A 24,937-nucleotide genomic window follows, 5' to 3' on the forward strand; every position below is an offset into this window, starting at 1 on the left:
TAATTGATTTCTCAAAAAGAAATATCATAATTAGGAAAGATTGCTACTTCTAAAATTATACACCTTTACTGTTCCATTTGTTTCGCTAAGAAACTGGCAGCAGTATTGACCGCCTTGTGCTCTATTTCGCTTATAATCGCTTCTTTTGAAAAAATAATGACAGCTCCAATTGGGTCTCCATTTGCAACAATCGGTCCAACTGTATAAGAATGAACCTTTTCTGTTACACCATCAATAATGGAAATATCACTTTCGTCCGTCATAATAACAGACTTTCTTTCTTCCATCGTTTTTTCAATTAGATCGCCAACGCTTTTATTTAAGTATTCTTTTTTTGATACACCTGATACTGCGATAACAGAATCTCGATCACACACAAGCACATTATGTCCTAAGCTATCATATAAAGCATCTGCATATTCTTTTGCAAAATCACCTAGCTCGCTAATTGGAGAATATTTCTTTAAAATTACTTCTCCATCGCGATCTACAAATATTTCTAGTGGGTCCCCTTCTCGAATACGTAAAGTTCTACGAATTTCCTTCGGGATTACTACCCTACCTAAATCATCAATTCGACGTACGATTCCAGTTGCTTTCATTCTAATGCTGCCTCACTTTCTACTGATGATCAAAGTGGTGAATTTACCTGTTCATGTAAAAATCACCAACTGTTAGACATAGTATTTTACACATTAGTTCTTCTATGCACGTCGAATTGCATTTTTTTATCTAATATTAGGCATTTATGACTTCTTTTTTTACATCTGGCAAGCCTTTTAATAAATTTTCAGCAATTGTTAACCACTTCGATGTCTCTAAGCCATTTGTTTTCATGACGATTTTCAATTGTGATCCTTCCATTCCTAAACCAATCATACGTCCAAAACTATTTCCGAGCATGAATAATTTTCCGCCATCAATGTTTTGACTCGCTTGTTCTGAGAACAGAATTGTTACTTCAAATTTATTTTGTTTAATTAACTCAATTTGTTCTTTCATTGCCAACACTTTAATATTTGCGATTTGTAATAAGTAACCAACTTCTTGCGGGTAATCACCAAATCTATCTATCATCTCTTCCTGCAACTCTTCGATATCCTCAATCGCAGAAACACCTCTAAACTGTTTATACATCATGATTTTTTGTTTACTATCTGAAATATAAGCATCCGGTAAATATGCATCTACTTCTAAATCAATTTCAACATTAACTGTATTTTCAACTCCGTCTGTTCCTCTACGCTGTTCAATTGCATCTTTTAACATTTGAGAATATAAATCAAAGCCGACAGAATCAATAAATCCATGTTGTTCGGCTCCTAACAAGTTACCAGCACCACGAATTGATAAATCTCGCATCGCAATTTTGAAACCAGATCCAAGCTCTGTGAACTCCTTAATGGCTTGCAGACGCTTCTCCGCAACTTCTGATAACACTTTATCCCGTTTGTATGCAAAGTAAGCATATGCAACACGATTAGAACGTCCAACACGCCCACGTAGCTGATACAACTGCGATAATCCCATACGATCTGCATCAAATACAATTAATGTATTTACATTTGGAATATCTACACCCGTCTCAATAATCGTTGTACTTACAAGAACATCATGCTGTCCTTCTAAAAACGATAGCATAACAGACTCTAATTCACTCTCATTCATTTTCCCATGTGCATAAGTTACACGCGCATCTGGAACTAACATCGAAATTTCATCTGCTTTTCGTTCGATATCCTCCACACGATTATACAGGAAGTAAACTTGACCACCTCTTGCAAGTTCGCGTTCTATCGCTTCTCGCATTAACGCTGGATTATACTCTACTACATATGTTTGAACTGGGAAACGATTTTCCGGCGGCGTCTCAATAACAGATAAATCACGCACACCAAGCATAGACATATGAAGCGTACGCGGAATCGGAGTTGCCGTTAATGTTAATACGTCAACATTTGCTTTTAATTGTTTAATTTTTTCTTTATGCGTTACGCCAAATCTTTGTTCTTCATCAATAATAAGAAGACCCAAATCTTTATAAGTAACATCTTTAGATAAAATACGATGCGTTCCGATTACAATATCTACTGTGCCATCTTTTAAACCTTTAATTGTTTCATTTTGCTGCTTTCTCGTACGGAATCTACTTAATAATCCTATATTGATTGGATAATCTTGAAAACGCTCTCGAATTGTTTCATAGTGTTGTTGTGCAAGGATTGTTGTCGGCACTAAAATTGCAACTTGTTTTTCATCCATAATTGCTTTAAACGCCGCACGAATAGCTACTTCCGTCTTTCCATATCCTACATCACCACAAAGAAGCCTATCCATAGGACGTCCGCGTTCCATATCCTTTTTAATCTCTTCAATAGAACGTAATTGATCCTCTGTCTCTTGATACGGGAAAGAGGACTCGAATTCTTGTTGTTCTGCCGTATCCGGTGTATATGCATAACCCTTTGAAGCTTCGCGCTCAGCATATAGTTTAATTAGGTCATCCGCAATGTCTTGTACAGATTTTTCAACTTTCGTTTTGACCTTCTTCCAATCATTTCCGCCCAGTTTATAAACTTTCGGATCCTTACCCTCAGATCCTACATATTTTTGCACTTGGTCAATTTGTTCAATTGGAACGTATAACTTATCATTACCTTGATATTTAATATTCAAATAATCTTTATGAACACCGTTAATCTCTAATGTCTCAATACCTAAGAATTTACCTATACCATGATTTACATGAACTACATAATCCCCAACTTTTAATTCCGAATAACTTTTAATACGTTCAGCATTCGATAACTTTTGCTTACGTTGTGATTTTTTAACTTTCTTATGAAAAAGCTCTTTTTCAGTAATGACAACAAGCTTTTGCATCGGCATTTCAAATCCTGCATGTAAATCACCTACAGCAATTTGTAACCTTCCAGACAATAATATATCTGTACCCTCTACAATATCTGCCTCAATATCATAATCACTTAAAATATGTTGTAGTTTTTTCACACGTTCATCATCTGTACCTAGCACCACAGTCGTAAAATGCCCTTCGTTCCATCTATCAATTTCAGTTTTCAACAACTGCATCTGCCCATGGAAATCTTGCATTGTTTTACATGTCACATTCACAATGTTTTGCGGATGTGTATGTGCTATGTGGCGTAAGAATAACGTTAAATATACAAAACTTCTTTTTTTATGATGAAGAAATTCTTCAAACGAATGAGAGAAAGATAAATCTTGAATGATTGTTCCCTCACCAAGAAGGGATATATACCATTCCGCCTCTTCTGTTTCAAGATGTGATGCTGTTTCTTGAATACGTGAAATCTCATCTAAAATCACAACACCATCTTCTGGTAAATAATCTATCAGACTAGCAGGTTCGTTATAGAAAATAGATAAATATTTAAACATCTGTTCTATACTTTGCCCGTTTTTCAACATCTCAATTTCATGACTTACCGTCTCAAGTACTGTAGTCTTCAACTTATCATCAGAAAGTTTTTGCATCGTCTTAGTCAGACCTTCTTCAAGATGCTTAATTCCTGATTTCAATTCTTCCTGCGAAAATAAAAACTCTGTTGCTGGACCAAATCTAACACTTTCTTTTTTATCTTGAGAGCGCTGTTCATCCACATCAAATAATCGAATAGAATCGACTTCTGTATCGAAAAATTCAATACGAAATGGTAACTCTTCAGTTAGTGGATATATATCTAATATTCCCCCACGCAAACTAAATTCTCCAGGAGCTTCTACCATAGACTTACGCTCATAGCCAATATGATGTAAAGTATGCAAAAATGTATCTAAATCAATCTCTTGCCCTAGACTGATTTCGATTTGCCTTTGCTTCCACAACTCTTTCATTGGTAAAAATCTGCGTAGTCCTGCAACTGGTGCTACAATAATCCCATGCTCTCCTGCAGCTAAGCGATTTAACACTTCAATACGTTGCGCCTTCAATTCTGGGCTTGCAACACCAAGTTCTGATGCTATCAATTCATTTACTGGATATAGCCATACATCCTTTTCACCAAGTAACGCCACTAAGTCTTCATGTACTTTTTGTGCTTGATATAAATTATGCGTCACAATAAGTTGTGATTTTTTTGTTTTTTTATATAAGGCCGCCATTAATAACGAACGAGAAGAGGTTGCCATACCTGATACAAGTTGCTCTTTTAACCCATCTTCTAATCCATTAATGACCGATTGGATCTCTTCATTTTTATAAAATTGCTCTAATAAACCTATCATTTTCAAAACCCCTCTCAACATAAAAGAGCAAGCCACTATATTTTATGCAAATATTTCGGAAAAAGAAAACAGAAAAATGCTTTGGACATGCCAAAGCGACAACATTTTATTGCAGAAATTTTTCATATTCATAATACTCAGGATAAGATGCGAGCGTTTCTTGACACAATTCACAAATCGTTTTTATATATATATTTCCATTCTCATGAAAATGAATCATCTCCACTACTTCTTGCTCTGTTAGTTGAAATAAAACGTCGCTATATACTTTTTCTGCGGTAACGGAGCCTACATTACTCCCGCAATGTCTGCAATAATAATAACCTTCCATACTAGCCTCCTAAAAATTCAATTACTGCTAGTATGGGTAAAAATAAAATAAAATATTCCCAATTGTACCCTTAACTATTGAAAGTATTCATAATTTGAAGAAAAGGTTTATTTAACCACTCTTCACATGCATCTGCTGCTTTTTCAATAGAATGATTTACATCAGGAATCTCTTCTGATGTAAAACGTCCTAATACGTAATCTACTACCTTCATTCCATTTTTCGGACGATCGATTCCCATGCGGATACGTTGAAACTCTTGTGTTCCTAAATGTGAAATTGTTGATTTCACACCATTATGTCCACCCGCACTGCCTTTCATACGAAGGCGTAATTTACCTACAGGGATGTCTAAATCATCGTACAGAACAACGAAGTCCTCTACATCAATTTTATAGTAATCCATTAGCGGACGAATGCTTTCCCCAGATAAATTCATATATGTAAGTGGCTTTAATAAGATTACTTTTTCTCCATTAACAAATCCTGCACCAAATACTCCTTTAAACTTTTGTTCGTTCAAAGCAATATTCCAACGCTTCGCAAGTTCATCAATCGCCATAAATCCAATATTATGCCTTGTTAATTCATATTCTCTACCTGGGTTCCCAAGTCCTACTATCAATTTCATTCTTGTACCACTACTTTCTTTTTTCGATACGAAAAGACGTAACCAATCTTGGTTACGTCTCATTCTATCCAATTAATTGAATAATACACTTACAGATTCTTCTTCGTATACACGAATGATTGCTTCTCCGATTAGTGGAGCAACTGAAAGTTCATGTACTTTGTCGATTTTCTTCTCTTCTGGTAATACGATAGAGTTCGTTACAACTAACTCTTTAATATTTGAGTTTTGGATACGCTCAATTGCTGGACCAGATAATACTGGGTGTGTACAGCAAGCATATACTTCAGAAGCACCGTTCTCAACAAGAGCGTTTGCTGCTAATGTAATTGTACCAGCTGTATCAATGATGTCATCAATTAAAATTGCTGTTTTACCTTCAATATTACCGATAATGTTCATTACCTCAGATACGTTCGGACGAGGACGACGCTTATCAATAATAGCGATTGGTGCTTTTAGGCGATCTGCCATTTTTCTAGCACGAGTTACTCCACCGTGGTCAGGTGACACGATTACGATATCTTTAAGACCTTTTGTTTCAAAGTAATCTGAAAGAATCGGTACACCCATTAGGTGGTCGATTGGGATATCAAAGAACCCTTGAATTTGTGGAGCATGTAAATCTAGAGTGATTACACGAGTTGCACCTGCTGTTTCAAGCAAGTTTGCTACAAGTTTCGATGTAATTGGTTCACGAGAACGCGCTTTACGGTCTTGACGCGCATAACCATAGTAAGGAATAACAATATTAATTGTTTTTGCAGATGCACGCTTTAATGCATCGATCATAATAAGTAATTCCATGATATGTTCGTTTACTGGGAAGCTTGTAGATTGAATAATGAATACATCGCAACCACGGATACTTTCTTCAATGTTAATTTGAACTTCTCCATCACTAAAACGATCAACAGAACATTTTCCTAGTCCTACTCCAATGTGCTTTGCAATTTGCTCAGCAAGTTCCTTATTAGAGTTTAAAGAGAATACTTTCAAATTAGAATTTAGATATTGAGTCGACATCTAGATTAACCCTCCACATTATGATTTTTTCTTATTCAGCAATTGATCAACATAGTCTTCTTTATTAACTTGACGTGCACGTGCTACAGACAATGCTTTTGATGGAACATTCTCTGTAATTGTAGAGCCTGCTGCCACATAAGCACCGTCTTCAACTGTTACAGGAGCAACAAGGTTTGAATTACATCCAATAAATACCCCGTTACCAATCACAGTTTTGAATTTATTCTTACCGTCATAGTTCACCGTAATTGAACCACAACCAAGATTCACGTCTTCTCCAACTTGTGCATCCCCGATATAACTTAAGTGTGAAGCTTTACTTCTATTACCAAAAACAGTTTTTTTGATTTCCACGAAGTTTCCAACGCGTACTTCATCTCCAATAACTGAATCTGGGCGAATATGTGCAAATGGGCCAACCGATACTTCTGTACCAAGCTTACTATCATGTACAGTAGATTGACGAATTGTCGTACGATCTCCAATTTCACTATCGCGAATTACTGTATGCGGTCCAATCTCACAATCAGAACCAATTACAGTGTTCCCCTCAATAATTGTTCCTGGATGAAGAACTGTATCACTACCGATAATTGCATCAGCAGAAATATACGTGTTACTTGGATCAATAATAGTAACACCATTTACCATGTTCTTTCGGTTGATACGGTTTTTCATAATAATTTCCGCTTGCGATAGAGCGACTCTGTCGTTAACACCTAACGTTTCATCGAAGTGCTCTGTTTGATAAGCTGATACAATATGACCTTCATTTTTTAAAATTTCAATAACATCTGGCAGGTAATATTCACCTTGTACGTTATCATTTGAAACTTTAGAAAGTGAAGCGAATAAAGCTTTATTATCAAAACAATACGTACCTGTATTGATTTCTTTAATAGCTAATTCTTTCTCATTTGCATCCTTATGCTCAACAATCTTTTCAACATGACCATTCTCATTACGAACGATACGACCATATCCAGCAGGTTCTTCTATGTAAGCTGTTAATACCGTTGCCATTGCCCCTGCTTCTTTATGTTGCTGAAGTAATGCTTCCATCGTTTCAGCAGTTATCAGCGGCGTATCACCACAAATAACTAAAGTTGTTCCTTCTTCGTTTGCAAGTACACTTGCAGCTTGATCTACAGCATGTGCTGTACCAAGTTGTTCTGCTTGTAATGCAAACTCACTTACGTTTCCTAGCTGTTCTTGTACCATTTCAGCACCATGTCCTACGACTGTTACAAGTTTCTGCAATCCTAATTGAGATACTTGATCGACAACATGTTGTACCATAGGTTTTCCACATACAGGATGAAGCACTTTGTATAGCTTAGACTTCATACGTGTGCCTTTACCTGCCGCTAGAATCACTGCAAATCTGTTTGACATATAGACCCTCCATCGCAACCTATTTATCCATTAACGATATTATCCTAAATCATCATATATTTCAAGAAACACATTTTAACTATTAAATTTTACCATAATTCTTATAAGATGTTTTACTCTTTAGTATCTTTTTTAAGAAATAAGCTATACTATTTAAAATGATTTTGAAAAAATTAGAAGTTCCCCCTTTCTTTTTATTAATTTATAATTTTCCGAACAAGATATATGTATAAACACAAAAAACAAACCCCTGTAAATGCTTACAGGAGTTTGTTGGAAAATTATAGGGCTTCTCTAAAAAGCCCTTTTCATTCGAATTTTACGAAGCACCCGCTTCTTCAAACTCAACCTCTTCTAACTCGCCTAAACGATGATACTCTGTTAAAACCGCATCTTGAATTTTAGAGCGTGTACCAGAATTAATTGGATGTGCAATGTCACGGAATTCTCCATCTGGAGTACGTTTACTTGGCATTGCTACAAATAATCCATTATTACCATCAATTACACGAATATCATGAACAACAAATTCATGGTCTAGAGTAATAGAGGCAATTGCTCTCATGCGGCCTTCTGTGTTTACGCGGCGTAATCTTACGTCAGTCACTTCCATCTTGTGTTCACCACCCTTTTCTAAATAAGCGATATATTTGTATAAATTCCACAAAATTTCTATTTTCCCTTTAATTTTTTAAAAATTTTTAAGATAAAAATTTTTAATGTAATTGAATATAGAGATTAGTAGAGGTTATCGCTTACAAAGAATTACTTAACTAGGGCAATTACTTCAATTTCAACTGAAACATCTTTCGGTAATTTTGCTACTTGTACACAAGAACGAGCTGGCTTATGAGCAGAGAAATAAGATCCATATACTTCATTAACAGCATTAAAATCATCCATATCTTTTAAGAATACTGTTGTTTTTACTACCGTATCAAATGAAGCACCTGCTTCTTCTAATACTGCTTGTAAATTTTGAAATACTTGCTCTGTTTGTACTGTTACGTCTCCTGCTACAAGCTCTCCATTTGCAGTTAACGGAATTTGTCCTGAACTGTAAAACATATTATTTACAATAATCCCTTGTGAATATGGTCCAATTGCTTGTGGTGCATTTTTTGTTTGAACAACTTTCATACTTTTCACCCTTTTATTATTTATTTTTACTCTTTAAAAATAGTGCACGAAAAGCAGTTTGTCCATCTATTTTATAACTTATAAATAGAATAAAAAAAGATAAAGCTATTTGCTTTACCTTTTTACTCAGCCTCTACAAGCCCTTCATCAAATGGTGCCAGTGAATAATTTCCCTTTTCCACTTGAATCGCTTTTTCTTTCACATCAACTTCCGATAGACGAATCAATGATACAAAGTTATTAATTAGTCTTTCTTCAATATCCGTGGATTCTACTAATACACCAATACCAACAACATTAGCCTTAAACTCTTCTAACATACTCATCATACCTTGAATTGTCCCGCCAGCTTTCATAAAGTCATCAATAATTAAAACATTTGATCCTTCTGGAAGGCTACGCTTTGCTAACGTCATTGTTTGAATTCGCTTAGAAGAACCTGATACATAGTTAATACTAACAGTGGGTCCTTCTGTTACCTTATTATCTTTTCTTGCAATCACTACCGGTACATCTAAGTAGTTCGCCACTGCATATGCAAGTGGAATACCCTTCGTTGCGACCGTCATAACTGCATCAATTGGTTGCCTAGCAAAAACAGAAGCAAATAAACGACCTGCGCCATTAATATGACGAGGATTACTTAAAAGATCTGTCATATATAAGTAACCACCAGGCAAAATACGATCTGGATTTTCGAATAAGCTACAAAGCTCACCAATAATTAGATCTGCCTCTTCTTCACTTATATATGGTATATATTTCACTCCTCCTGCTGCTCCTGGTATCGTTTGCAATGTGCCGACCCCTTGTTGTTCAAACGTTTGCTTAATAATAACTAAATCTTCACTAATAGAAGACTTAGCTGATTGATACCTTTCAGCAAAAAAAGTGAGAGAAACTAGCTGACGAGGGTTTTGTAACAAGTAATAAGTCATATCGACTAATCTTGTACTTCGTCTAATTTTCATACTCTCACCTCAAATCACGAATATTCTAAACAAATCATAACGTATTATACGTCTTTATTCAAGCGTTTCTCGCTCTCCTAATAAACGTACTGCGTATACTTGTTCACAAAATCCTTTTAATCCGTTATATATACGATGCATTCGCGAATCATGGTGCACCAAACCGAATACAGTTGGACCACTACCACTCATTAATACGGCATCTGCTCCAAATCGCTTCATCTGTGCCTTAATACGTGCAACTTCAGGATGCATCGCAAACGTTACATCTTCTAAAACGTTACCAACAGTATCACAAATCCCTTTGTAGTCACCAGCATTTATGACATCCACCATTTTATCTACATTTGGATGTGTAACCCGATTTAACTTTAAATTTCCATACACATCAGCAGTAGATACACCAATATGGGGTTTTGCTAAAATAACCCAACAAGAAGGTGGAGTTTTTATGTGCTCAATCTGCTCTCCTCTTCCAGTGGCAATTGCTGTCCCACCATATACGCAAAACGATACGTCTGACCCAATTTCTGCGCCAAGCTCTGCTAATTGATCAATTGTAAGCCCTAAATTCCATAATTTATTAAGACCACGTAATGTCGCTGCTGCATCACTACTTCCACCCGCTAATCCAGCTGCTACTGGAATCGTTTTTTCAATAGTAATAGATACACCTTTTTTCACATTAAACTTCTCTTTTAATAATTTCGCTGCTTGATAAGCCAGATTTCTTTGGTCGTCTGGGACATACCGATTATGGGATAAAATTTCAATACGGTCTTCTGCTAATTCCATTAGTTCTAAACGATCCGCTAAATCAATTGTTGTCATAATCATTTTCACTTCATGATATCCGTCTTGTCTTTTTCCCAGTACATCTAACGACAGATTAATCTTTGCTGGTGCTTTCACTAGTAGCTTCAATCTATTCACCCACTCTATGTACTCAATCTTTTATCGTTTATTTTACCATAAATTTATAGTAAGACGATGACACTTCCCTAATTATAACGAAAAGCATTCAGAATGAAACTACTTATGTAAAATGATGGCACCTTTTATAGTACAAAAAGCCGAGGAATCACTCCTCGGCTACCGTAGCATAGAAAGTATCTTACAACTACTGGTTTTGTTTCATTAATTGCTGTTCTGCAATTTCTATAGCACGTTTCACCATGTTACCAGCATCTTTCGCACGAATTCCGCCCCATCCTTCTTTCTGAACAACATCATAAAAGCCTAGCTCTTTTGCAAGCTCTTCTTTAAATTGATTTGACATGACACCTCTTCGTCTACTCAATGCAGAGTCCCTCCTTATTTTGCTACGGTATAATTAGTATGCAAAATAATATAGCTTTTCATTTGTGGGAATATATGTAACGATACATGAATTATAAAATCACTTCATTATGAGGTTCACCATAAAATGTTAACTCTACTGTCTCTGTTAAAACATCCGCATAGCTATACGATACACGTTGTAACGCATCTTCTTGTTGATCCAGTTGTACAACAAAAACAGAACGGTACGTTTCTGCGAGTACACCTGATTGTTCTACAGTTTTTCTTCTCCCACTGTTCGCCTTTAACATCAGTCTCTGTCCAAGATGGTGATCTAATTCGCTTTTAATTTCATCTAAACGTTTTGACATATACTTCGTTACACCTCGCTGTAATTTAGATTGAACACTTAAAACACGATATATCTATCCCAATTATTAACCGCAACTCACAGACAATATCATTATAAAAGCATCATGCGTTCGAATAGATAGAAGAAATACTATATTGTAAAAGTATCATTATGTAGTCTGTGCGTTCTTGTCTCTTTTTATCCAAACTGATTTAAATCCTCTCCATACAAAAAAGCAAGATACATATGTACCTTGCTTATTCTTCGTAATGTTGAAAGGGTAATCCAGTTCGTAAAATCCCTCTCGTCTCAATCCCGCCAAGCCCCTTTTCACCAGTAATCGTATTACGTACAACATCCCATACATTAACCCTTTCCATAAATGACGTAAAACTAATTTTACCAACCACATATACAGGGTCTAGTGCATGAATATTAATTCTAGATGGGGAACTAGCAAAATTAGCGCCTGCTCGAATTAATGCTTCAAAGTGTGATTGACATGCCCCAGCAAAAATAACGAGTTGATCCAATGATGGATATTTTTTTCGCACTTCTCGAACAGCCTGTACAAAATGCCTTGAATGCCTATATGCTGCTAAATCTCCCTTTACCCCTTTTGATTTTGTATACGCATCGTGCCCTGTAATAACTAAAATGTCCGGACGAAAATGATCTATTAAATCTACTACCTTTTCATGCATCTCTGTTTCTTTACAATGAATACCTTGTACAGGAACACCAATTTTATTGTATAAATCTAGGCACTTACGCAAATATAACGGGTCTCCATCTATGTGCAAGACACGCCCTGGCATTTGAAAATAATTCACTTCACTTGTATATCCACCAGTTGAAGTGTGTTCATGCCTTTGTTTCATTAATACGTAATCTTGTTGAAACAAACGATACGTGCGCTCCATTGTTTCTTTCTCACGCTTCGCTCTCTTTTTATGTTCTCGTTGATCTATACTAATTAAATCTTCAAGTGGCGCATCTGCCACTAATCTAATTTCCTCTCCAAACAATATAGCTATCTCGCCTTTTATTTCTATAATACGAAAAAGGATATCCCTATTATGAGAATATCGTTCCACTAATTCTCCAACATGTAAAACCATTCTCCTACCTCCAAACTCGTTAGGCCATCTTACCTGTTTTTAAAATATGAATGTAGGAGGGGAAAGGTGACAAAAGAGACAGTTCAAATTGAACTGTCCCTTTTGTACTCTTATGATAACTTATGAAGAACTAATGCATTACTTAATGTTGCAAACTCCTCGATAGATAGCGTCTCACCTCTTCGTTTCGGATCAATTCCTACTTCTGTTAAAATTCGATCCAACAGCTCTTTATCTTTCGGGAAACCATTTAAATTATTTGATAAATTATTCATTAAAGTTTTACGACGCTGTGCAAAACTTGCTCGTACTACTTCAAAGAAAAATGTCTCATCTGTTACTTCTACCACTGGTTTCGGACGCTTTAGGAGGCGGATAATTGCAGAATCAACATTTGGTTGTGGCACAAACACTGTACGCGGTACAGTCATAACTGTTTCTACCTCTGTATAATACTGAATAGCAATGGATAAAGAACCATACTCTTTCGTTCCAGGTTTAGCCGCTAAACGATCCCCAACTTCTTTTTGCATCATAACAACGAATCCACGAACCGGTAATTTCTCTTCCAGCAATTTAAATAAAATTGGCGTCGTAATATAGTATGGTAAGTTAGCTACTACCATTACATCTTGCCCTTCCTCAAATTGCTCACTAAACACCTCATGTACATCTGCCTTTAGTACATCTTTATTGATAACAGTAACGTTTCCATATGGAGCTAACGTCTCATCTAAAATCGGTAATAACCTTTGATCAATTTCAAAAGCCACTACTTTTTTAGCACGCTTCGCTAATTGTTCTGTTAATGCACCGATACCTGGTCCAATTTCAATTGCACCACTTTCTGAACCAATTTCAGCGTGATCAACGATACGGTTTAATACATTCGTATCAATTAAAAAATTTTGCCCTAAACTTTTTTTGAATGAAAATCCATACTTCTCAACAATGTCTTTCGTACGATTTGGCGTTGCGATATCCTTCATTTTCTTTCCTCCTGTATGACTTGCTTATAAGCTTCTGCAAATGATTCTTTTGAAACTTGAAACATTTGTAAACGTTTATGTAACTGTTTTGCGTTTGTATAACCAATCTTTAATAGCTTACCCATTCTTTCTCTGCGACTCTTTGCCATTTCTCCGCCCACTAAACCTGCATCGACTAGATCGCTCCAACTGATTTCACTTGTGTAAGCTTCCATTTCTTCATGTATATTCTCTAAAGCACGGCGAATTGATTCATTAGAAGCATGTTCAATTCCGACACCTTTTTTCCTCTTAGCAAGTGCTTCTTCCTTCGGTAAAAACGCATGTTTACATCCCGGCACCTTATCAGAAATAATTTTTCGAATACGCTCTCCAGGATAATCCGGATCTGTAAAAATAATAACGCCTCGTTTTTGCAGCGCCAATTTAACTTGTTCAATAACATGATCACCGATTGCTGAACCGTTCGTTTCAATTGTATCCGCATCAACAGCACGCTTAATCGCAACTGTATCATCTTTACCTTCTACAACGATAATCTCTTTAATTTTCATGCTTGCCTCCACACTCGTTTCGTCTCTACTTAGTAAAACAAAAAAATGACGACTTTTCCATTATTATTTTCCCCATTCTTACATTTTAAAAAATAGAATGTCCAAAACTTTGTTCTCTCTCCTTATTGTACCACTTACTCATTCGTCCTTATCTTCTCTGTCACTCCTGCTATTTTTTCACAAAAATAAAAAAAGAATGGGTTCTCCCACTCTTTTATTCAACACCAAATAAAGCTTTTGCATTTTTCGTTGTCATTTCTGCTACTTCCTCATAAGAAATTCCTTTTAAGTTCGCAATTTCTTCTGCTACGAGTTTTACATAACTTGGTTCATTTCGTTTTCCACGAAATGGATGTGGTGTTAAATACGGACAATCCGTCTCTATTAATAATTTCTCTAATGGAATCTCCGTAGCAACTTCTTTCGGTTTCTTAGCATTTTTAAATGTAACTGGTCCACCTAACGAAATTAAAAAGTTCATATCAACACATCGCTCTGCTACCTCTACGCTGCCGCTAAAGCAATGCATAATGCCTCCTACTTCAGCTGCATTCTCTTCTTCTAAAATATCAACAATATCTTGAGTTGCATCGCGGTTATGTATAATAATCGGCAATTTTACTTTTTTCGCTAATGCAATTTGTTTACGGAATACTTCTTTCTGTATTTCTTTTGGAGACTTATCCCAGTGATAATCTAAGCCCATTTCTCCAAGTGCAACGACTTTAGGATGAGAAGCAAGTTCTTCTAACCAAGCTAAATGCTCTTCTGTCATGTCGATTGCATCAACTGGGTGCCATCCAACCGCGGCATAAATAAAATCATAGGCTTCAGCTAATTCAATCGCCTTTTTTATCGTTACTTCATCAAAACCAACAACAACTGTATAAGTAACCCCCGCTTCTTTCATTCGGGCAATTACTTCTTGCAAGTCTTCTTCAAATTGCTCTGCATTCAAATGTGAATGTGTATCAAACAACATCATACATAACTCCTTTTATATTGAAATCAAATTTATTCTACGCAAATAAGCTCTTTTATAACTTAACGATAACAATACTACAATCTTAATGCAAAAATTGAGAGTGTAAAAAGAAAAAAGACGCTTCACACATGTTACACGTGAAACATCTCTTTTCTTGTCTTAATTACTTAATTTTTGTACCGTTTGGTAGATTTTGGTCGATTGATGCTAATGACAATACGCCATTCTCTTCACCCGCTAAAATCATACCTTGTGATAATTCACCGCGTAATTTTACAGGTTTTAAGTTTGTTACACAAATAACCTTTTTACCTTTTAGATCATCTGGCGAATAGAATTTTGCAATTCCAGAAACAACTTGACGCTTTTCTGTGCCTAAGTCTAGTTGAATTTTTAACAACTTGTCTGCTTTTTTTACAGGTTCAGCAGATAGTACTTCAGCTACGCGTAGTTCTACTTTAAAGAAATCATCAATTGTAATTTCTTCTGCCTTCGGTTCTTCTTCTTTTTTCTCTTCTACTTTAGGAGCAGAGGCTTTCATTTGTTCTTTAATGTACTCTACCTCTACTTCCATTTCTAAACGAGGGAAAATTGGGTTTCCTTTTTCTACTTTTGTTCCAGCTGGAATGCATCCAATTGTAGACAGGCTTTCCCAAGATGTATGTGCTTCTTCAGTAAGGCCAAGCTGAGCAAACATCTTGCTTGGTGCTACTGTTAAGAATGGCATAAGCATAATACCTGTTTGACGAAGTACTTCTGCTAAATGAGCCATTACAGAAGCTAACTTTTCACGATCATTCTCATCTTTTGCTAATACCCACGGTTGTGTTTCATCAATATATTTATTCGTACGGCTAACCAATTGCCAAATTGAGCTTAGAGCTACAGAGAATTCCATATTCTCCATTGCTTCTTCTACTTTTTTCAATGTATCCTGTGCAAACGTTACTAACGTTCCATCAAATTCCGTTACATTTGCTTTAAATGCAGGGATTTCTCCGTTAAAGTATTTATCAATCATAGCTACTGTACGATTTAATAAGTTACCTAAGTCATTTGCTAAATCGAAATTAATACGCTCCACAAATCCTTCTGGTGTGAATACGCCATCAGATCCGAACGGAACTTCACGAAGTAAGTAATAACGTAATGCATCTAATCCGTAACGATCGATTAATGTAACTGGATCTACTACGTTACCTTTTGACTTACTCATCTTTCCATCCTTCATTAGAATCCAACCGTGAGCAAATACTTTTTTCGGAAGAGGTAAATCTAATGCCATTAAAATGATTGGCCAATAAATTGTATGGAAACGAACGATTTCTTTTCCAACTAAATGCACATCTGCTGGCCAGAATTTCTTATACATCTCTTCATTTTCTGTTCCATAACCTAATGCTGTAATATAGTTAGATAACGCGTCAACCCATACGTAAATAACGTGTTTCGGGTTACCTGGAACACGAACTCCCCAGTCAAATGAAGTACGAGAAACTGCTAAATCTTCTAAGCCTGGTTTAATGAAGTTATTAATCATTTCATTCTTACGAGACTCTGGCTGAATGAAATGTGGATTCTCTTCATAGAATTTTAATAGTCTGTCTACGTATTTACCCATTCTAAAGAAATAAGATTCTTCACGAACAAGCTCTACATCATGACCACTATCTGGACTTTTTCCTCCAACTACTTTGTCACCTTCCATAATTGGATCTACTAATTGGTGCTCCGTATAGAAAGTCTCATCTTGTACAGAATACCAACCTTCATATTCATCAAGGTAAATATCGCCTTGATCTACTAGTTGCTTGAAGATTTTTTCAACAACATCTTTATGACGATCTTCCGTTGTACGAATAAAATCATCATAAGAGATATCCATCTTCTTCCAAAGTTCTTTAATTCCTGCAACGATGTTATCCACATATGCTTGTGGTGTAACATTTAATTCTTCTGCTTTCTTTTGGATCTTCTGTCCATGCTCATCAGTTCCTGTTAAATAATGAACATTATATCCTTGCATACGCTTATATCGTGCCATCGCATCTCCTGCTACCGTTGTATAAGCATGTCCAATGTGTAATTTTCCACTTGGATAATAAATTGGGGTAGTAATATAAAAGGATTTGTTTTCCTCTGTCATTGTTTTGGACCTCCCGGATAACCTCATATGTATTTATAAATAGTATATCAAAAACTTATATATAAAGTGAAACTTTAATCTGTCGGGGTTTTGTTCCCTCCCGCGGATTATTAGCCCGTACCAATTGGGCCTTTACGAGCAGCCCGACTCCCACTTAACTTCTTTGCTCCGGACGAACTTTAAATTTAGAATCTTATTGCTTGTTAATACGTGATAAAAACGAGTTAATGATTAGTATATTTATCATCTATTACTCATATTTCAAGAAAATATACAATCTCTACTTATAATTTAAAAACTTTTCTGAAAATAAAGTGAAATAATAGTAGAAATTACTCCCATTCTATTATATATAAGAAGTAAGAAATCTATAAATCTTTTTAAAAAATATAGAATTAAAGAATTGACGGAAATGTAAATGATTGGTATCATATGTCCATAGGGTATTTTGTCGAAAAATGACGAATCTAAAAATAGACTCGAAACTTATAAACTATTTCTTTAGGAGGAAAAGAATTATGAAATCTACTGGTATCGTTCGTAAAGTTGATGAATTAGGTCGTGTAGTAATTCCAATCGAATTACGCCGTACTTTAGGTATTGCAGAAAAGGATGCTCTTGAAATCTATGTTGATGACGAGAAAATCATCTTAAAAAAATATAAGCCAAACATGACTTGCCAAGTAACTGGTGAAGTATCTGATGGTAACCTATCTTTAGCTGAAGGTAAAATTATCTTAAGCAAAGAAGGCGCTGAGCAAATCTTAAACGAGCTTCAAGATTATATCGAAACAGCAAAATAAGCTTCTCAATTATGAGAAGCTTATTTTTTATCAACATGATAGATTTGATATACATCGCGTTTCGACAAATCTCGATCTTTAGCAACTGTTTTTATCGCCTCTTTTGAATTCATACCTTTTTCGTTTATATAATGTTCAATATGGTCATATACCGAAATAGATTCCCACCATTGTTCCTCTGGAGCAGGTTCTTCCGTTGAACCAGCTACTAAAATACAAAACTCACCACGAACTTCATTTTGTTTCGTCCACTCAATTGCTTCTTCAACTGTTCCACGAATAAATTCCTCGAATTTTTTCGTTAACTCTCGACATAATACAATTTCTCTATTTCCCAATACTTCTTGCATCGAGATTAAAGTATCATCCAAGCGGTGAGGCGCTTCATAAAACATCATTGTAGTTTGTACATAACGAAGCTTCTCTAACTCCATTTTTCTTTCTTTTTTATTTCTTTGTAAAAATCCATAGAAATAAAACTGTTTTGTTTCAAGACCTGATGCAATTAATGCTGTAAGGGCTGCATTTGCCCCAGGAAGCGGGATTACATGATACTGTTCTGTTACAGCCTCTACAACAATATCGTAACCTGGATCGGAAATACATGGCATACCAGCATCACTAACAAGTGCTACAGTTTTCCCCTCGTCTAGCTTCTCTAATATTTTCTTACCACTTACTTCCTTATTATGCTCGTGGTAACTCATCACAGGCGTCTCAATTTCAAAATAATTACAAAGTTTTTTCGTTTGTCTCGTATCTTCAGCAGCAATTAAATCAGCTTCTTTTAAAATTCGGATTGCACGAAATGTCATATCTTCTAAATTTCCAATAGGAGTTGGTACTAAATATAAAACTCCCTTTTCATTTTGTTGAAAGCTTTTTTGTTGCCACATAGCGTTCTCCTTTTTGCATATATTCTTCTTTTTGTTTTCTATTTAATTGCTTAAAATAATACTCTGCTTGCATAGCTGTACGCTTATCTTCATGAAATTCTACGTATTTTAAAACAACAGGAAGTCTAGCACGCGTATACTTGGCCCCTTTTCCGCTATTATGGGTCTCAATTCGCTTTTCTATATGATTTGTATATCCAGCATAATAACTGCCGTCAGAGCACTCTACTACATAAAAACAATGCTTATTCTTCTCCATATAAAATAGAACGAATCTCCTTTGTATATTCATTATTTTCTTCATATACAAAAAGAGGTGGCAATATTTTCAAATCGGCATTTCCATCCTTAATTCCTTCAATTAACAATGTATTCGCTTCTTTCCCTGCCTTAGGATACACAAATCGTACACGCTTCGGTTCAATTTTGTATTTACGCATTAATGTAACAATATCTAATAAACGACCTGGACGATGTACAAATGCTACTTTCCCGCCTTGCTTTACTAGCTGACTACTTGTAGATACAACATCCTCTAGTGTACACATAATTTCATGACGAGCTATCGCTAAATGTTCATTCATATTTTTTTCAGAAGTTGCAGGTGTTTGGAAATAAGGCGGATTACATGTGACAACATCATATTGATGACGCCCAAGTTTCTCCGGCATATCTTTCAAATCTCCGTGTATTAAGTGAATTCTTTCTTCCAACTTATTGTATTGGACACTTCTTATTCCCATATCATATAAGCGTTCTTGAATTTCTACACCAGTAATATTCCCTTTCGTTCTTGTACTTAATAGAAGGGGCACAACTGCATTACCTGTACACAAATCAAGTAAATTACCTTTTTGAATTGGTACCCAGGCAAAATCTGCAAGTAAAACCGCATCTAACGAGAAATTAAATACCGATGGACTTTGTATAATCTTCAAATCTTGCGCTAATAAGTAATCTAAACGTTCATCTTCATATAAATTCATATGTTACTCCTTTTCTTACACTTAGCCTACCCTATTTCATCTTCAACTAATAAAGTGAAACTTTAATCAGTGGGGGTTTTCTTCATCTCCCACTGATTATCAGCCCGACCCCCACCTAACTTCTTTGCTTTCGCTGAATTTTGAGGTGGGGGTCTTACTGCCCATTAAAGCGGGATAAAAAACATATTTCATTCTACTCTCATGTATAAAAAATTACCTTTCCAATTATCATTGGAAAGGTAATTTCACTTTTTATTTAAAAATGACAGGCAGAATAAACAATCTCCCTCTTTACGTACACTTCCATAATGCAGATTACAAATATGAAAACCTTCTTGATATAGTCTTGCTAAATTATCATAGCCTTCACCAATATCTGTCTTCGGCTTTACTTCTTTACGTTTTTGAGTTTTTTGTTTTTCTTTAATCTGCACTTCTTCAAAGCGGTGTCGCAAATTTTCATTTTCCATTTTTATATGTTGGTTTTCTTCCAGTAACTCTGCAAGATGTTGTTTTAATTCTCCCAACTGTTTGTATAAATGTCCAATTTGCTCTTCCATACTAGAAACCGATGCAAAAATATCTTTTTTCTCCACAAGCACCCACCTCATTAATCTGTGGTTTGACTCGAAACGACCCCTTTATTCACTAACTCATCTAACGTATATTCTACTATCCGTTCCTTGTCTACTAGTTCCACTTGAATTAATCTTTCTAAAATATTTAATCCGATAACACGGCCAGTACCATGCGGGGTTTGTATACGTTGATCTAAATCAGGAAGTTGTTCCTTTGCTGCCTCATATTCATCGTTCTCATATTTTAAGCAACACATTAAGCGACCACATAAACCAGAGATTTTTGCAGGATTTAATGATAAATTTTGATCCTTTGCCATCTTAATGGATACAGGTTCAAAATCCCCTAAAAAAGTAGAACAACAAAGCATACGACCACATGGACCAATACCACCAAGCATCTTCGCTTCATCACGAACACCGATTTGTCTTAGTTCAATTCTTGTCCTAAAAATTGCTGCTAAGTCCTTCACTAGTTCGCGAAAATCAATCCGACCATCCGCAGTAAAGTAGAAAATAATTTTATTGCGATCGAACGTATACTCTACATCTACAAGTTTCATATCAAGATTATGTTCTACTACCTTTTGCTGACAAACTTGATATGCTTCTTTTGCAGCATGTTTGTTCTCTTCAACAATGGTACGATCGTTTTCATTTGCAATACGAATAACCTTTTTTAGCGGTAATACAACGTCGTTTTCATCAACTTGCTTTTTGGTAATAACTACTTTTCCGTATTCAATACCTCTTACCGTTTCTACAATTACAAACTCATTTTCAGAGATATCGAACTGATTCGGATCAAAGTAATACACCTTTCCGGCCTTCTTAAAGCGAACACCTACTACATCATACAAAACGGTCATCCCTCCTGCAACCGCAACACTAACTGTTCGAACACAAGCTGCGCATTTACATTAGCGTTGATTCTATTTTTTGCCTCTAATATATTAAAGAGAGCTGATACAATGCGCTTCTGAGCGTAGGAGAAAGATTCAAACATCTCTTTCTGCTCATGAAAAACAAGACGATCTTCTTCTCCAAGTTGAACATATAATAAATCCTTATAAATAAGGAGTAACATATCTAAACCTTGCTGTAATTGTTCTTTCTCTCCAAAGTGTTTTCCCCATTTTTCTTGTACAAAAAAAATAGAGGCTTTGTCTTTTTCGAGCGCTTCACATAATTTTATCACTAAAGCTCGTGCTTGTGCAAACCATTCATCACTACATAAAGCTAAAGCTTCATCAAAACTATTTGTGAGTTGTGCAGCAAGTGTCGATAAAGATGTCGTAACACCTTCATCCTGTAATCTTCTAATTAAAGATTCCGTAGGTAACGGTCTAAATGTAACAACTTGACAGCGAGATAAAATCGTATTTAAAATTTGATGACTTTGTTCAGTAAGTAAAATAGCTGTTGTATCACTACTTGGTTCTTCTAAAAATTTCAAAAGTGTATTCGCCGCATTTGCTGTCATACGATCTGCGTGCTCAATAACATATACTTTTTTATTTGCTTCTAATCCTGTTTTTGAAAACTCTTCTTGTAAATCATGAATTTGCTGCTTCTTAATAGATAATCCGTCTGGTTTTACAATATGTAAGTTTGGGTGGTTACCTGAATCAATTCGCTTACAATTTGTACATACATGACAAGGCTCTACCCCATTCCGCTGAGAACAGAGGAAACTCTTTGCCATTTGAATTGCTGTCGCAAACTTTCCTGTCCCTTTCCCTCCCTCTAACAAGTAAGCGTGGGATATACGCTCTTTTGCGATGCTATTCATCAACATTTTTACACCGATGGGTTGTATAGCAGAAAGCTGCTCCCACGTCTTCGTCATAATGCATACCTCACTTATTTCATTCTTTCCTTCTATTATAACAATTTATCTTCTATAACTTGAATAACTTCTTCTATAAGTTTTTCCATTGGTTGATCAGCATTTACTAATACAATACGATCCGAGAAACGTTCTACAACTTGTAAATACCCTTCACGCACACGTTTATGGAAAGTGATATCTTCCATATCTAACCGATTCACTTCACGTCCTGCATCTTTTGCAATTCGAGCTAAACCAACCTCGGGTTCAATGTCTAGGTAAATTGTTAAACTAGGCATGCAGTCTTCTGTTGCGAAACGATTGATTTCAAATACTTTATCCATACCTAACCCTCTTGCATAGCCTTGATAAGCTAAAGAGCTATCTATAAAACGATCACATAATACAAGGTAATCCTCATTAAGTGCCGGCATAACTTTTTCCACTAAATGTTGTCTACGTGCAGCGGCATATAGAAGTGCCTCTGTACGTGCTTCCATCATCGTATATTCTTGCTTATGTAAAATCGTTCTAATATCCTCAGAAATTGCAATACCACCTGGTTCTCTCGTCGCCATTACCTTTTGTTCCTTTTGTTCAAAGTATGGCAATAAACCTTGAATTAACGTTGTTTTACCCGAACCTTCTGGCCCCTCAATTGTTACAAATAATCCCTTCATCCTAAAACCTACTTTCTATATCATACACTTTCATATATTTCGTGCTACCTTGAAAACGAGCGCCTGCTTTCTCTAAATGCATAATTTGCTCTTTATGTTCTGAAGTAATTCTTTCCCCATACATAATCAATGGAATACCAGGTGGATATGGAATTACCATTTCCGCCGCTATCATCCCAACTGCTTCTTCTACAGATACTACTTTTGTTTCATATCCTTCCAGTTGTTTATATGTATACGGTAAAGGAGAAATTTCTCCTTTATAAGTATAACGAATAGATTCCGTCTTGTCTTTCACCTCATAAGATTGCAATGCCGCCCGGATCATCTCTACAGCCTTCATATACGTCTTATTTACTTGCAAAGGCAAAATAAATAAGACATTATATGGATCTGCCATTTCGGTATATATACCAACCTTTTCTAATACAGACTGTAATTCGTATCCTGATAACTGACAACGCGTCTGTACGGTAACTTTTAGCTCGTCTTGTAATGGATATTGTAAAATAGCTATTTGTGGGATAGAAGACAATTCTTCTTTAAACTCCCGTAAAAACTCGACAATTTCATCATGTCCCTTTTCTTTTATGCGCGCTATCGTAAAGCGTGCAATATCAAGAGAAGCCATAATTGGATACGATGGACTACTAGATTGTAGCATACTTAAATAAGTAGAAACTCTTTCTTCTTTCACTAAGCGGCTATTTATATGTAAATAGGATCCCATCGTCATCGCAGGTAATGTTTTATGTGCGGAATGAACTACAATATCTGCACCATATGCTAAAGCTGACTTTGGAAATGCCCCGCCTAAACAAAAATGAGCTCCATGCGCTTCATCTACTAACACAGGAATTTTATGTGCATGTGCATAAGCAATGCTTTCCTCTAAATCCATCCCCATACCATAATAATTAGGATGTGTTAAAATAAGTGCTTTCGCATTTGGATATTTTTCAATTGCTTCCTTAATAATCTCATCATGAATTCCCACGGGTACGTTATAAGCTTCATCAATCCATGGATCTAAAAAAATTGGATTTGCTCCTGCTAATTTTAAACCATTAATAATTGATTTATGACAATTTCTTTGTACAAGAACAATATCATGTTCCCTACAGCAAGACAAAATCATTGCTAAGTTCCCGACTGTTGAACCATTAATTAAAAAATAACTTTTTTCCACTTCATATACATCAGCTAATAATTGTTGTGCCTCCTCTATACATTCAAACGGACTATGTAAATCATCTAACCCTGATAACTCAGTTACATCGATAGATAGTATATCTTTAAACTCCTCTACTGCCCCCTGAGGGAAGTTTAAACCATTTTTATGACCTGGAACATGAAAGGATAACGGCCTTCTTTCTTTAAACTCTATTAATGCTTCATATAAAGGTATGCGATTTTGATTCATCTATATCTCTTCCTTATTATTTCATTCTTTATCTATTATACAGAACAAAAAAAATAATAGGCATATGCCTATTTAAAAATATGATACTTCTAATTTCCGAAGCTGTTTTAAATAATATATATACTTCGGATCATTTGTTTCTGTATTCACCATGTCCTTTTCACATTCATAACATATTAAATTATTATAAACATATATCCCTTCTTTTCTTTCTGTCTCACAAACAATACAAACTTCGTTTTGTGATTTCATATCTTTCCCTCCCTATTTAAATGGACATATTTTATACTTCTATTCCTTAACAATTTACAAAAAAATATACATCGATTTCTTATATAATATGATTCATCCTTGGGCAACGTGTTTGTATTACCATTACTTCTTTTTGCATACTGTTCGAAAACACAAAAAAACACAAGTCAAAAGACTTGTGTTTTTAGTTGCTTGGCGACGTCCTACTCTCACAGGGACAAGGTCCCAACTACCATCGGCGCTAGAGAGCTTAACTTCCGTGTTCGGTATGGGAACGGGTGTGACCTCTCTGCC

At 35.7% G+C, this 24,937-nt stretch carries 27 protein-coding genes and 1 rRNA gene; 1 reads left to right on the forward strand and 27 read right to left on the reverse strand.

What is annotated here, in order from left to right:
- Positions 1 to 65 precede the first annotated feature (65 nt).
- From spoVT to metG, 17 genes are all read right to left on the reverse strand, one after another.
- Positions 66 to 602 carry a stage V sporulation protein T gene (gene spoVT, locus ACTFRS_RS28010; RefSeq protein WP_139869785.1) on the reverse strand — a complete coding sequence of 179 codons (537 nt, stop codon included), beginning with the start codon at positions 600 to 602 and terminating at the stop codon, positions 66 to 68.
- Between the two features lie 136 nt (positions 603 to 738).
- Positions 739 to 4,269, reverse strand: coding sequence for a transcription-repair coupling factor (gene mfd / locus ACTFRS_RS28015; protein WP_440025857.1), 3,531 nt, complete (start codon positions 4,267 to 4,269; stop codon positions 739 to 741).
- Positions 4,270 to 4,375: 106 nt separating this feature from the next.
- On the reverse strand, positions 4,376 to 4,600 hold the full coding sequence (locus ACTFRS_RS28020) for an anti-sigma-F factor Fin (protein WP_000399440.1): 225 nt from the start codon (positions 4,598 to 4,600) through the stop codon (positions 4,376 to 4,378).
- A gap of 70 nt (positions 4,601 to 4,670) precedes the next feature.
- The gene (gene pth, locus ACTFRS_RS28025) at positions 4,671 to 5,231 is read right to left on the reverse strand and encodes an aminoacyl-tRNA hydrolase (protein WP_277933113.1); all 561 of its coding nucleotides are present in this window, start codon (positions 5,229 to 5,231) and stop codon (positions 4,671 to 4,673) included.
- A 72-nt stretch (positions 5,232 to 5,303) separates the two neighbouring features.
- Positions 5,304 to 6,257 carry a ribose-phosphate diphosphokinase gene (locus ACTFRS_RS28030; protein ID WP_000107420.1) on the reverse strand — a complete coding sequence of 318 codons (954 nt, stop codon included), beginning with the start codon at positions 6,255 to 6,257 and terminating at the stop codon, positions 5,304 to 5,306.
- A gap of 18 nt (positions 6,258 to 6,275) precedes the next feature.
- Positions 6,276 to 7,655, reverse strand: coding sequence for a bifunctional UDP-N-acetylglucosamine diphosphorylase/glucosamine-1-phosphate N-acetyltransferase GlmU (gene glmU / locus ACTFRS_RS28035; protein WP_000071036.1), 1,380 nt, complete (start codon positions 7,653 to 7,655; stop codon positions 6,276 to 6,278).
- Between the two features lie 319 nt (positions 7,656 to 7,974).
- Positions 7,975 to 8,268, reverse strand: a complete 294-nt coding sequence (gene spoVG, locus ACTFRS_RS28040) for a septation regulator SpoVG (protein ID WP_000454041.1) — start codon at positions 8,266 to 8,268, stop codon at positions 7,975 to 7,977.
- Between the two features lie 152 nt (positions 8,269 to 8,420).
- Positions 8,421 to 8,795, reverse strand: coding sequence for a RidA family protein (locus ACTFRS_RS28045; protein ID WP_139869783.1), 375 nt, complete (start codon positions 8,793 to 8,795; stop codon positions 8,421 to 8,423).
- A gap of 122 nt (positions 8,796 to 8,917) precedes the next feature.
- Complete coding sequence (gene purR, locus ACTFRS_RS28050) at positions 8,918 to 9,766, reverse strand: pur operon repressor (protein ID WP_000702473.1); 849 nt, start codon at positions 9,764 to 9,766, stop codon at positions 8,918 to 8,920.
- A 54-nt stretch (positions 9,767 to 9,820) separates the two neighbouring features.
- Positions 9,821 to 10,690 carry a 4-(cytidine 5'-diphospho)-2-C-methyl-D-erythritol kinase gene (gene ispE, locus ACTFRS_RS28055; RefSeq protein ID WP_000772094.1) on the reverse strand — a complete coding sequence of 290 codons (870 nt, stop codon included), beginning with the start codon at positions 10,688 to 10,690 and terminating at the stop codon, positions 9,821 to 9,823.
- Between the two features lie 196 nt (positions 10,691 to 10,886).
- Positions 10,887 to 11,066, reverse strand: a complete 180-nt coding sequence (gene sspF / locus ACTFRS_RS28060; RefSeq protein ID WP_001985066.1) for an acid-soluble spore protein SspF — start codon at positions 11,064 to 11,066, stop codon at positions 10,887 to 10,889.
- A 91-nt stretch (positions 11,067 to 11,157) separates the two neighbouring features.
- Positions 11,158 to 11,418, reverse strand: coding sequence for a biofilm formation stimulator Veg (gene veg, locus ACTFRS_RS28065; protein ID WP_000044349.1), 261 nt, complete (start codon positions 11,416 to 11,418; stop codon positions 11,158 to 11,160).
- 238 nt (positions 11,419 to 11,656) lie between these two features.
- Entirely contained in the window at positions 11,657 to 12,520 is an 864-nt protein-coding gene (gene yabG, locus ACTFRS_RS28070; protein WP_000242870.1) for a sporulation peptidase YabG, read from the reverse strand.
- A gap of 110 nt (positions 12,521 to 12,630) precedes the next feature.
- Positions 12,631 to 13,509, reverse strand: a complete 879-nt coding sequence (gene rsmA, locus ACTFRS_RS28075) for a 16S rRNA (adenine(1518)-N(6)/adenine(1519)-N(6))-dimethyltransferase RsmA (RefSeq protein ID WP_000651552.1) — start codon at positions 13,507 to 13,509, stop codon at positions 12,631 to 12,633.
- On the reverse strand, positions 13,506 to 14,063 hold the full coding sequence (rnmV, locus tag ACTFRS_RS28080; RefSeq protein ID WP_000692830.1) for a ribonuclease M5: 558 nt from the start codon (positions 14,061 to 14,063) through the stop codon (positions 13,506 to 13,508). Before rnmV ends, rsmA begins: the two co-directional genes overlap by 4 nt.
- 214 nt (positions 14,064 to 14,277) lie before the next feature.
- Positions 14,278 to 15,045 (reverse strand): TatD family hydrolase, encoded by a 768-nt coding sequence (locus tag ACTFRS_RS28085; protein ID WP_087951390.1) that lies wholly within the window; start codon positions 15,043 to 15,045, stop codon positions 14,278 to 14,280.
- Between the two features lie 166 nt (positions 15,046 to 15,211).
- Entirely contained in the window at positions 15,212 to 17,194 is a 1,983-nt protein-coding gene (gene metG, locus ACTFRS_RS28090; RefSeq protein ID WP_139869782.1) for a methionine--tRNA ligase, read from the reverse strand.
- Between the two features lie 518 nt (positions 17,195 to 17,712).
- On the opposite strand from metG, the gene ACTFRS_RS28095 reads away from it, so the two are divergent.
- A complete protein-coding gene (locus tag ACTFRS_RS28095; protein WP_000843036.1) occupies positions 17,713 to 17,997 on the forward strand; it encodes an AbrB/MazE/SpoVT family DNA-binding domain-containing protein in 285 nt (94 codons plus the stop codon).
- Positions 17,998 to 18,017: 20 nt separating this feature from the next.
- Here ACTFRS_RS28095 and rsmI read toward each other — a convergent pair whose 3' ends face one another.
- The 10 genes from rsmI to rrf form a co-directional block, all read right to left on the reverse strand.
- Complete coding sequence (gene rsmI, locus ACTFRS_RS28100; RefSeq protein WP_048552623.1) at positions 18,018 to 18,893, reverse strand: 16S rRNA (cytidine(1402)-2'-O)-methyltransferase; 876 nt, start codon at positions 18,891 to 18,893, stop codon at positions 18,018 to 18,020.
- On the reverse strand, positions 18,862 to 19,152 hold the full coding sequence (locus ACTFRS_RS28105; RefSeq protein WP_139869781.1) for a GIY-YIG nuclease family protein: 291 nt from the start codon (positions 19,150 to 19,152) through the stop codon (positions 18,862 to 18,864). The genes rsmI and ACTFRS_RS28105 overlap by 32 nt, the downstream gene beginning before the upstream one ends.
- Complete coding sequence (locus ACTFRS_RS28110; RefSeq protein ID WP_242294364.1) at positions 19,139 to 19,879, reverse strand: tRNA1(Val) (adenine(37)-N6)-methyltransferase; 741 nt, start codon at positions 19,877 to 19,879, stop codon at positions 19,139 to 19,141. The genes ACTFRS_RS28105 and ACTFRS_RS28110 overlap by 14 nt, the downstream gene beginning before the upstream one ends.
- Before the next feature lie 245 nt (positions 19,880 to 20,124).
- Positions 20,125 to 20,475 (reverse strand): DNA replication initiation control protein YabA, encoded by a 351-nt coding sequence (gene yabA / locus ACTFRS_RS28115; RefSeq protein WP_000412056.1) that lies wholly within the window; start codon positions 20,473 to 20,475, stop codon positions 20,125 to 20,127.
- Between the two features lie 14 nt (positions 20,476 to 20,489).
- On the reverse strand, positions 20,490 to 21,317 hold the full coding sequence (locus ACTFRS_RS28120) for a PSP1 domain-containing protein (protein WP_000272429.1): 828 nt from the start codon (positions 21,315 to 21,317) through the stop codon (positions 20,490 to 20,492).
- A gap of 5 nt (positions 21,318 to 21,322) precedes the next feature.
- Complete coding sequence (gene holB / locus ACTFRS_RS28125) at positions 21,323 to 22,306, reverse strand: DNA polymerase III subunit delta' (protein ID WP_000169574.1); 984 nt, start codon at positions 22,304 to 22,306, stop codon at positions 21,323 to 21,325.
- Positions 22,307 to 22,341: 35 nt separating this feature from the next.
- On the reverse strand, positions 22,342 to 22,968 hold the full coding sequence (tmk, locus tag ACTFRS_RS28130) for a dTMP kinase (RefSeq protein WP_000677230.1): 627 nt from the start codon (positions 22,966 to 22,968) through the stop codon (positions 22,342 to 22,344).
- A gap of 1 nt (position 22,969) precedes the next feature.
- Entirely contained in the window at positions 22,970 to 24,391 is a 1,422-nt protein-coding gene (locus ACTFRS_RS28135) for an aminotransferase class I/II-fold pyridoxal phosphate-dependent enzyme (protein WP_139869779.1), read from the reverse strand.
- A gap of 72 nt (positions 24,392 to 24,463) precedes the next feature.
- Positions 24,464 to 24,643, reverse strand: coding sequence for a sigma factor G inhibitor Gin (locus ACTFRS_RS28140; RefSeq protein WP_000842028.1), 180 nt, complete (start codon positions 24,641 to 24,643; stop codon positions 24,464 to 24,466).
- Positions 24,644 to 24,833: 190 nt separating this feature from the next.
- Positions 24,834 to 24,937: ribosomal RNA gene (gene rrf, locus ACTFRS_RS28145) — 5S ribosomal RNA — on the reverse strand; the annotation flags it as partial.

This window comes from Bacillus cereus group sp. MYBK139-1 (assembly GCF_051916915.1).
Classification (GTDB): domain Bacteria; phylum Bacillota; class Bacilli; order Bacillales; family Bacillaceae_G; genus Bacillus_A; species Bacillus_A pacificus.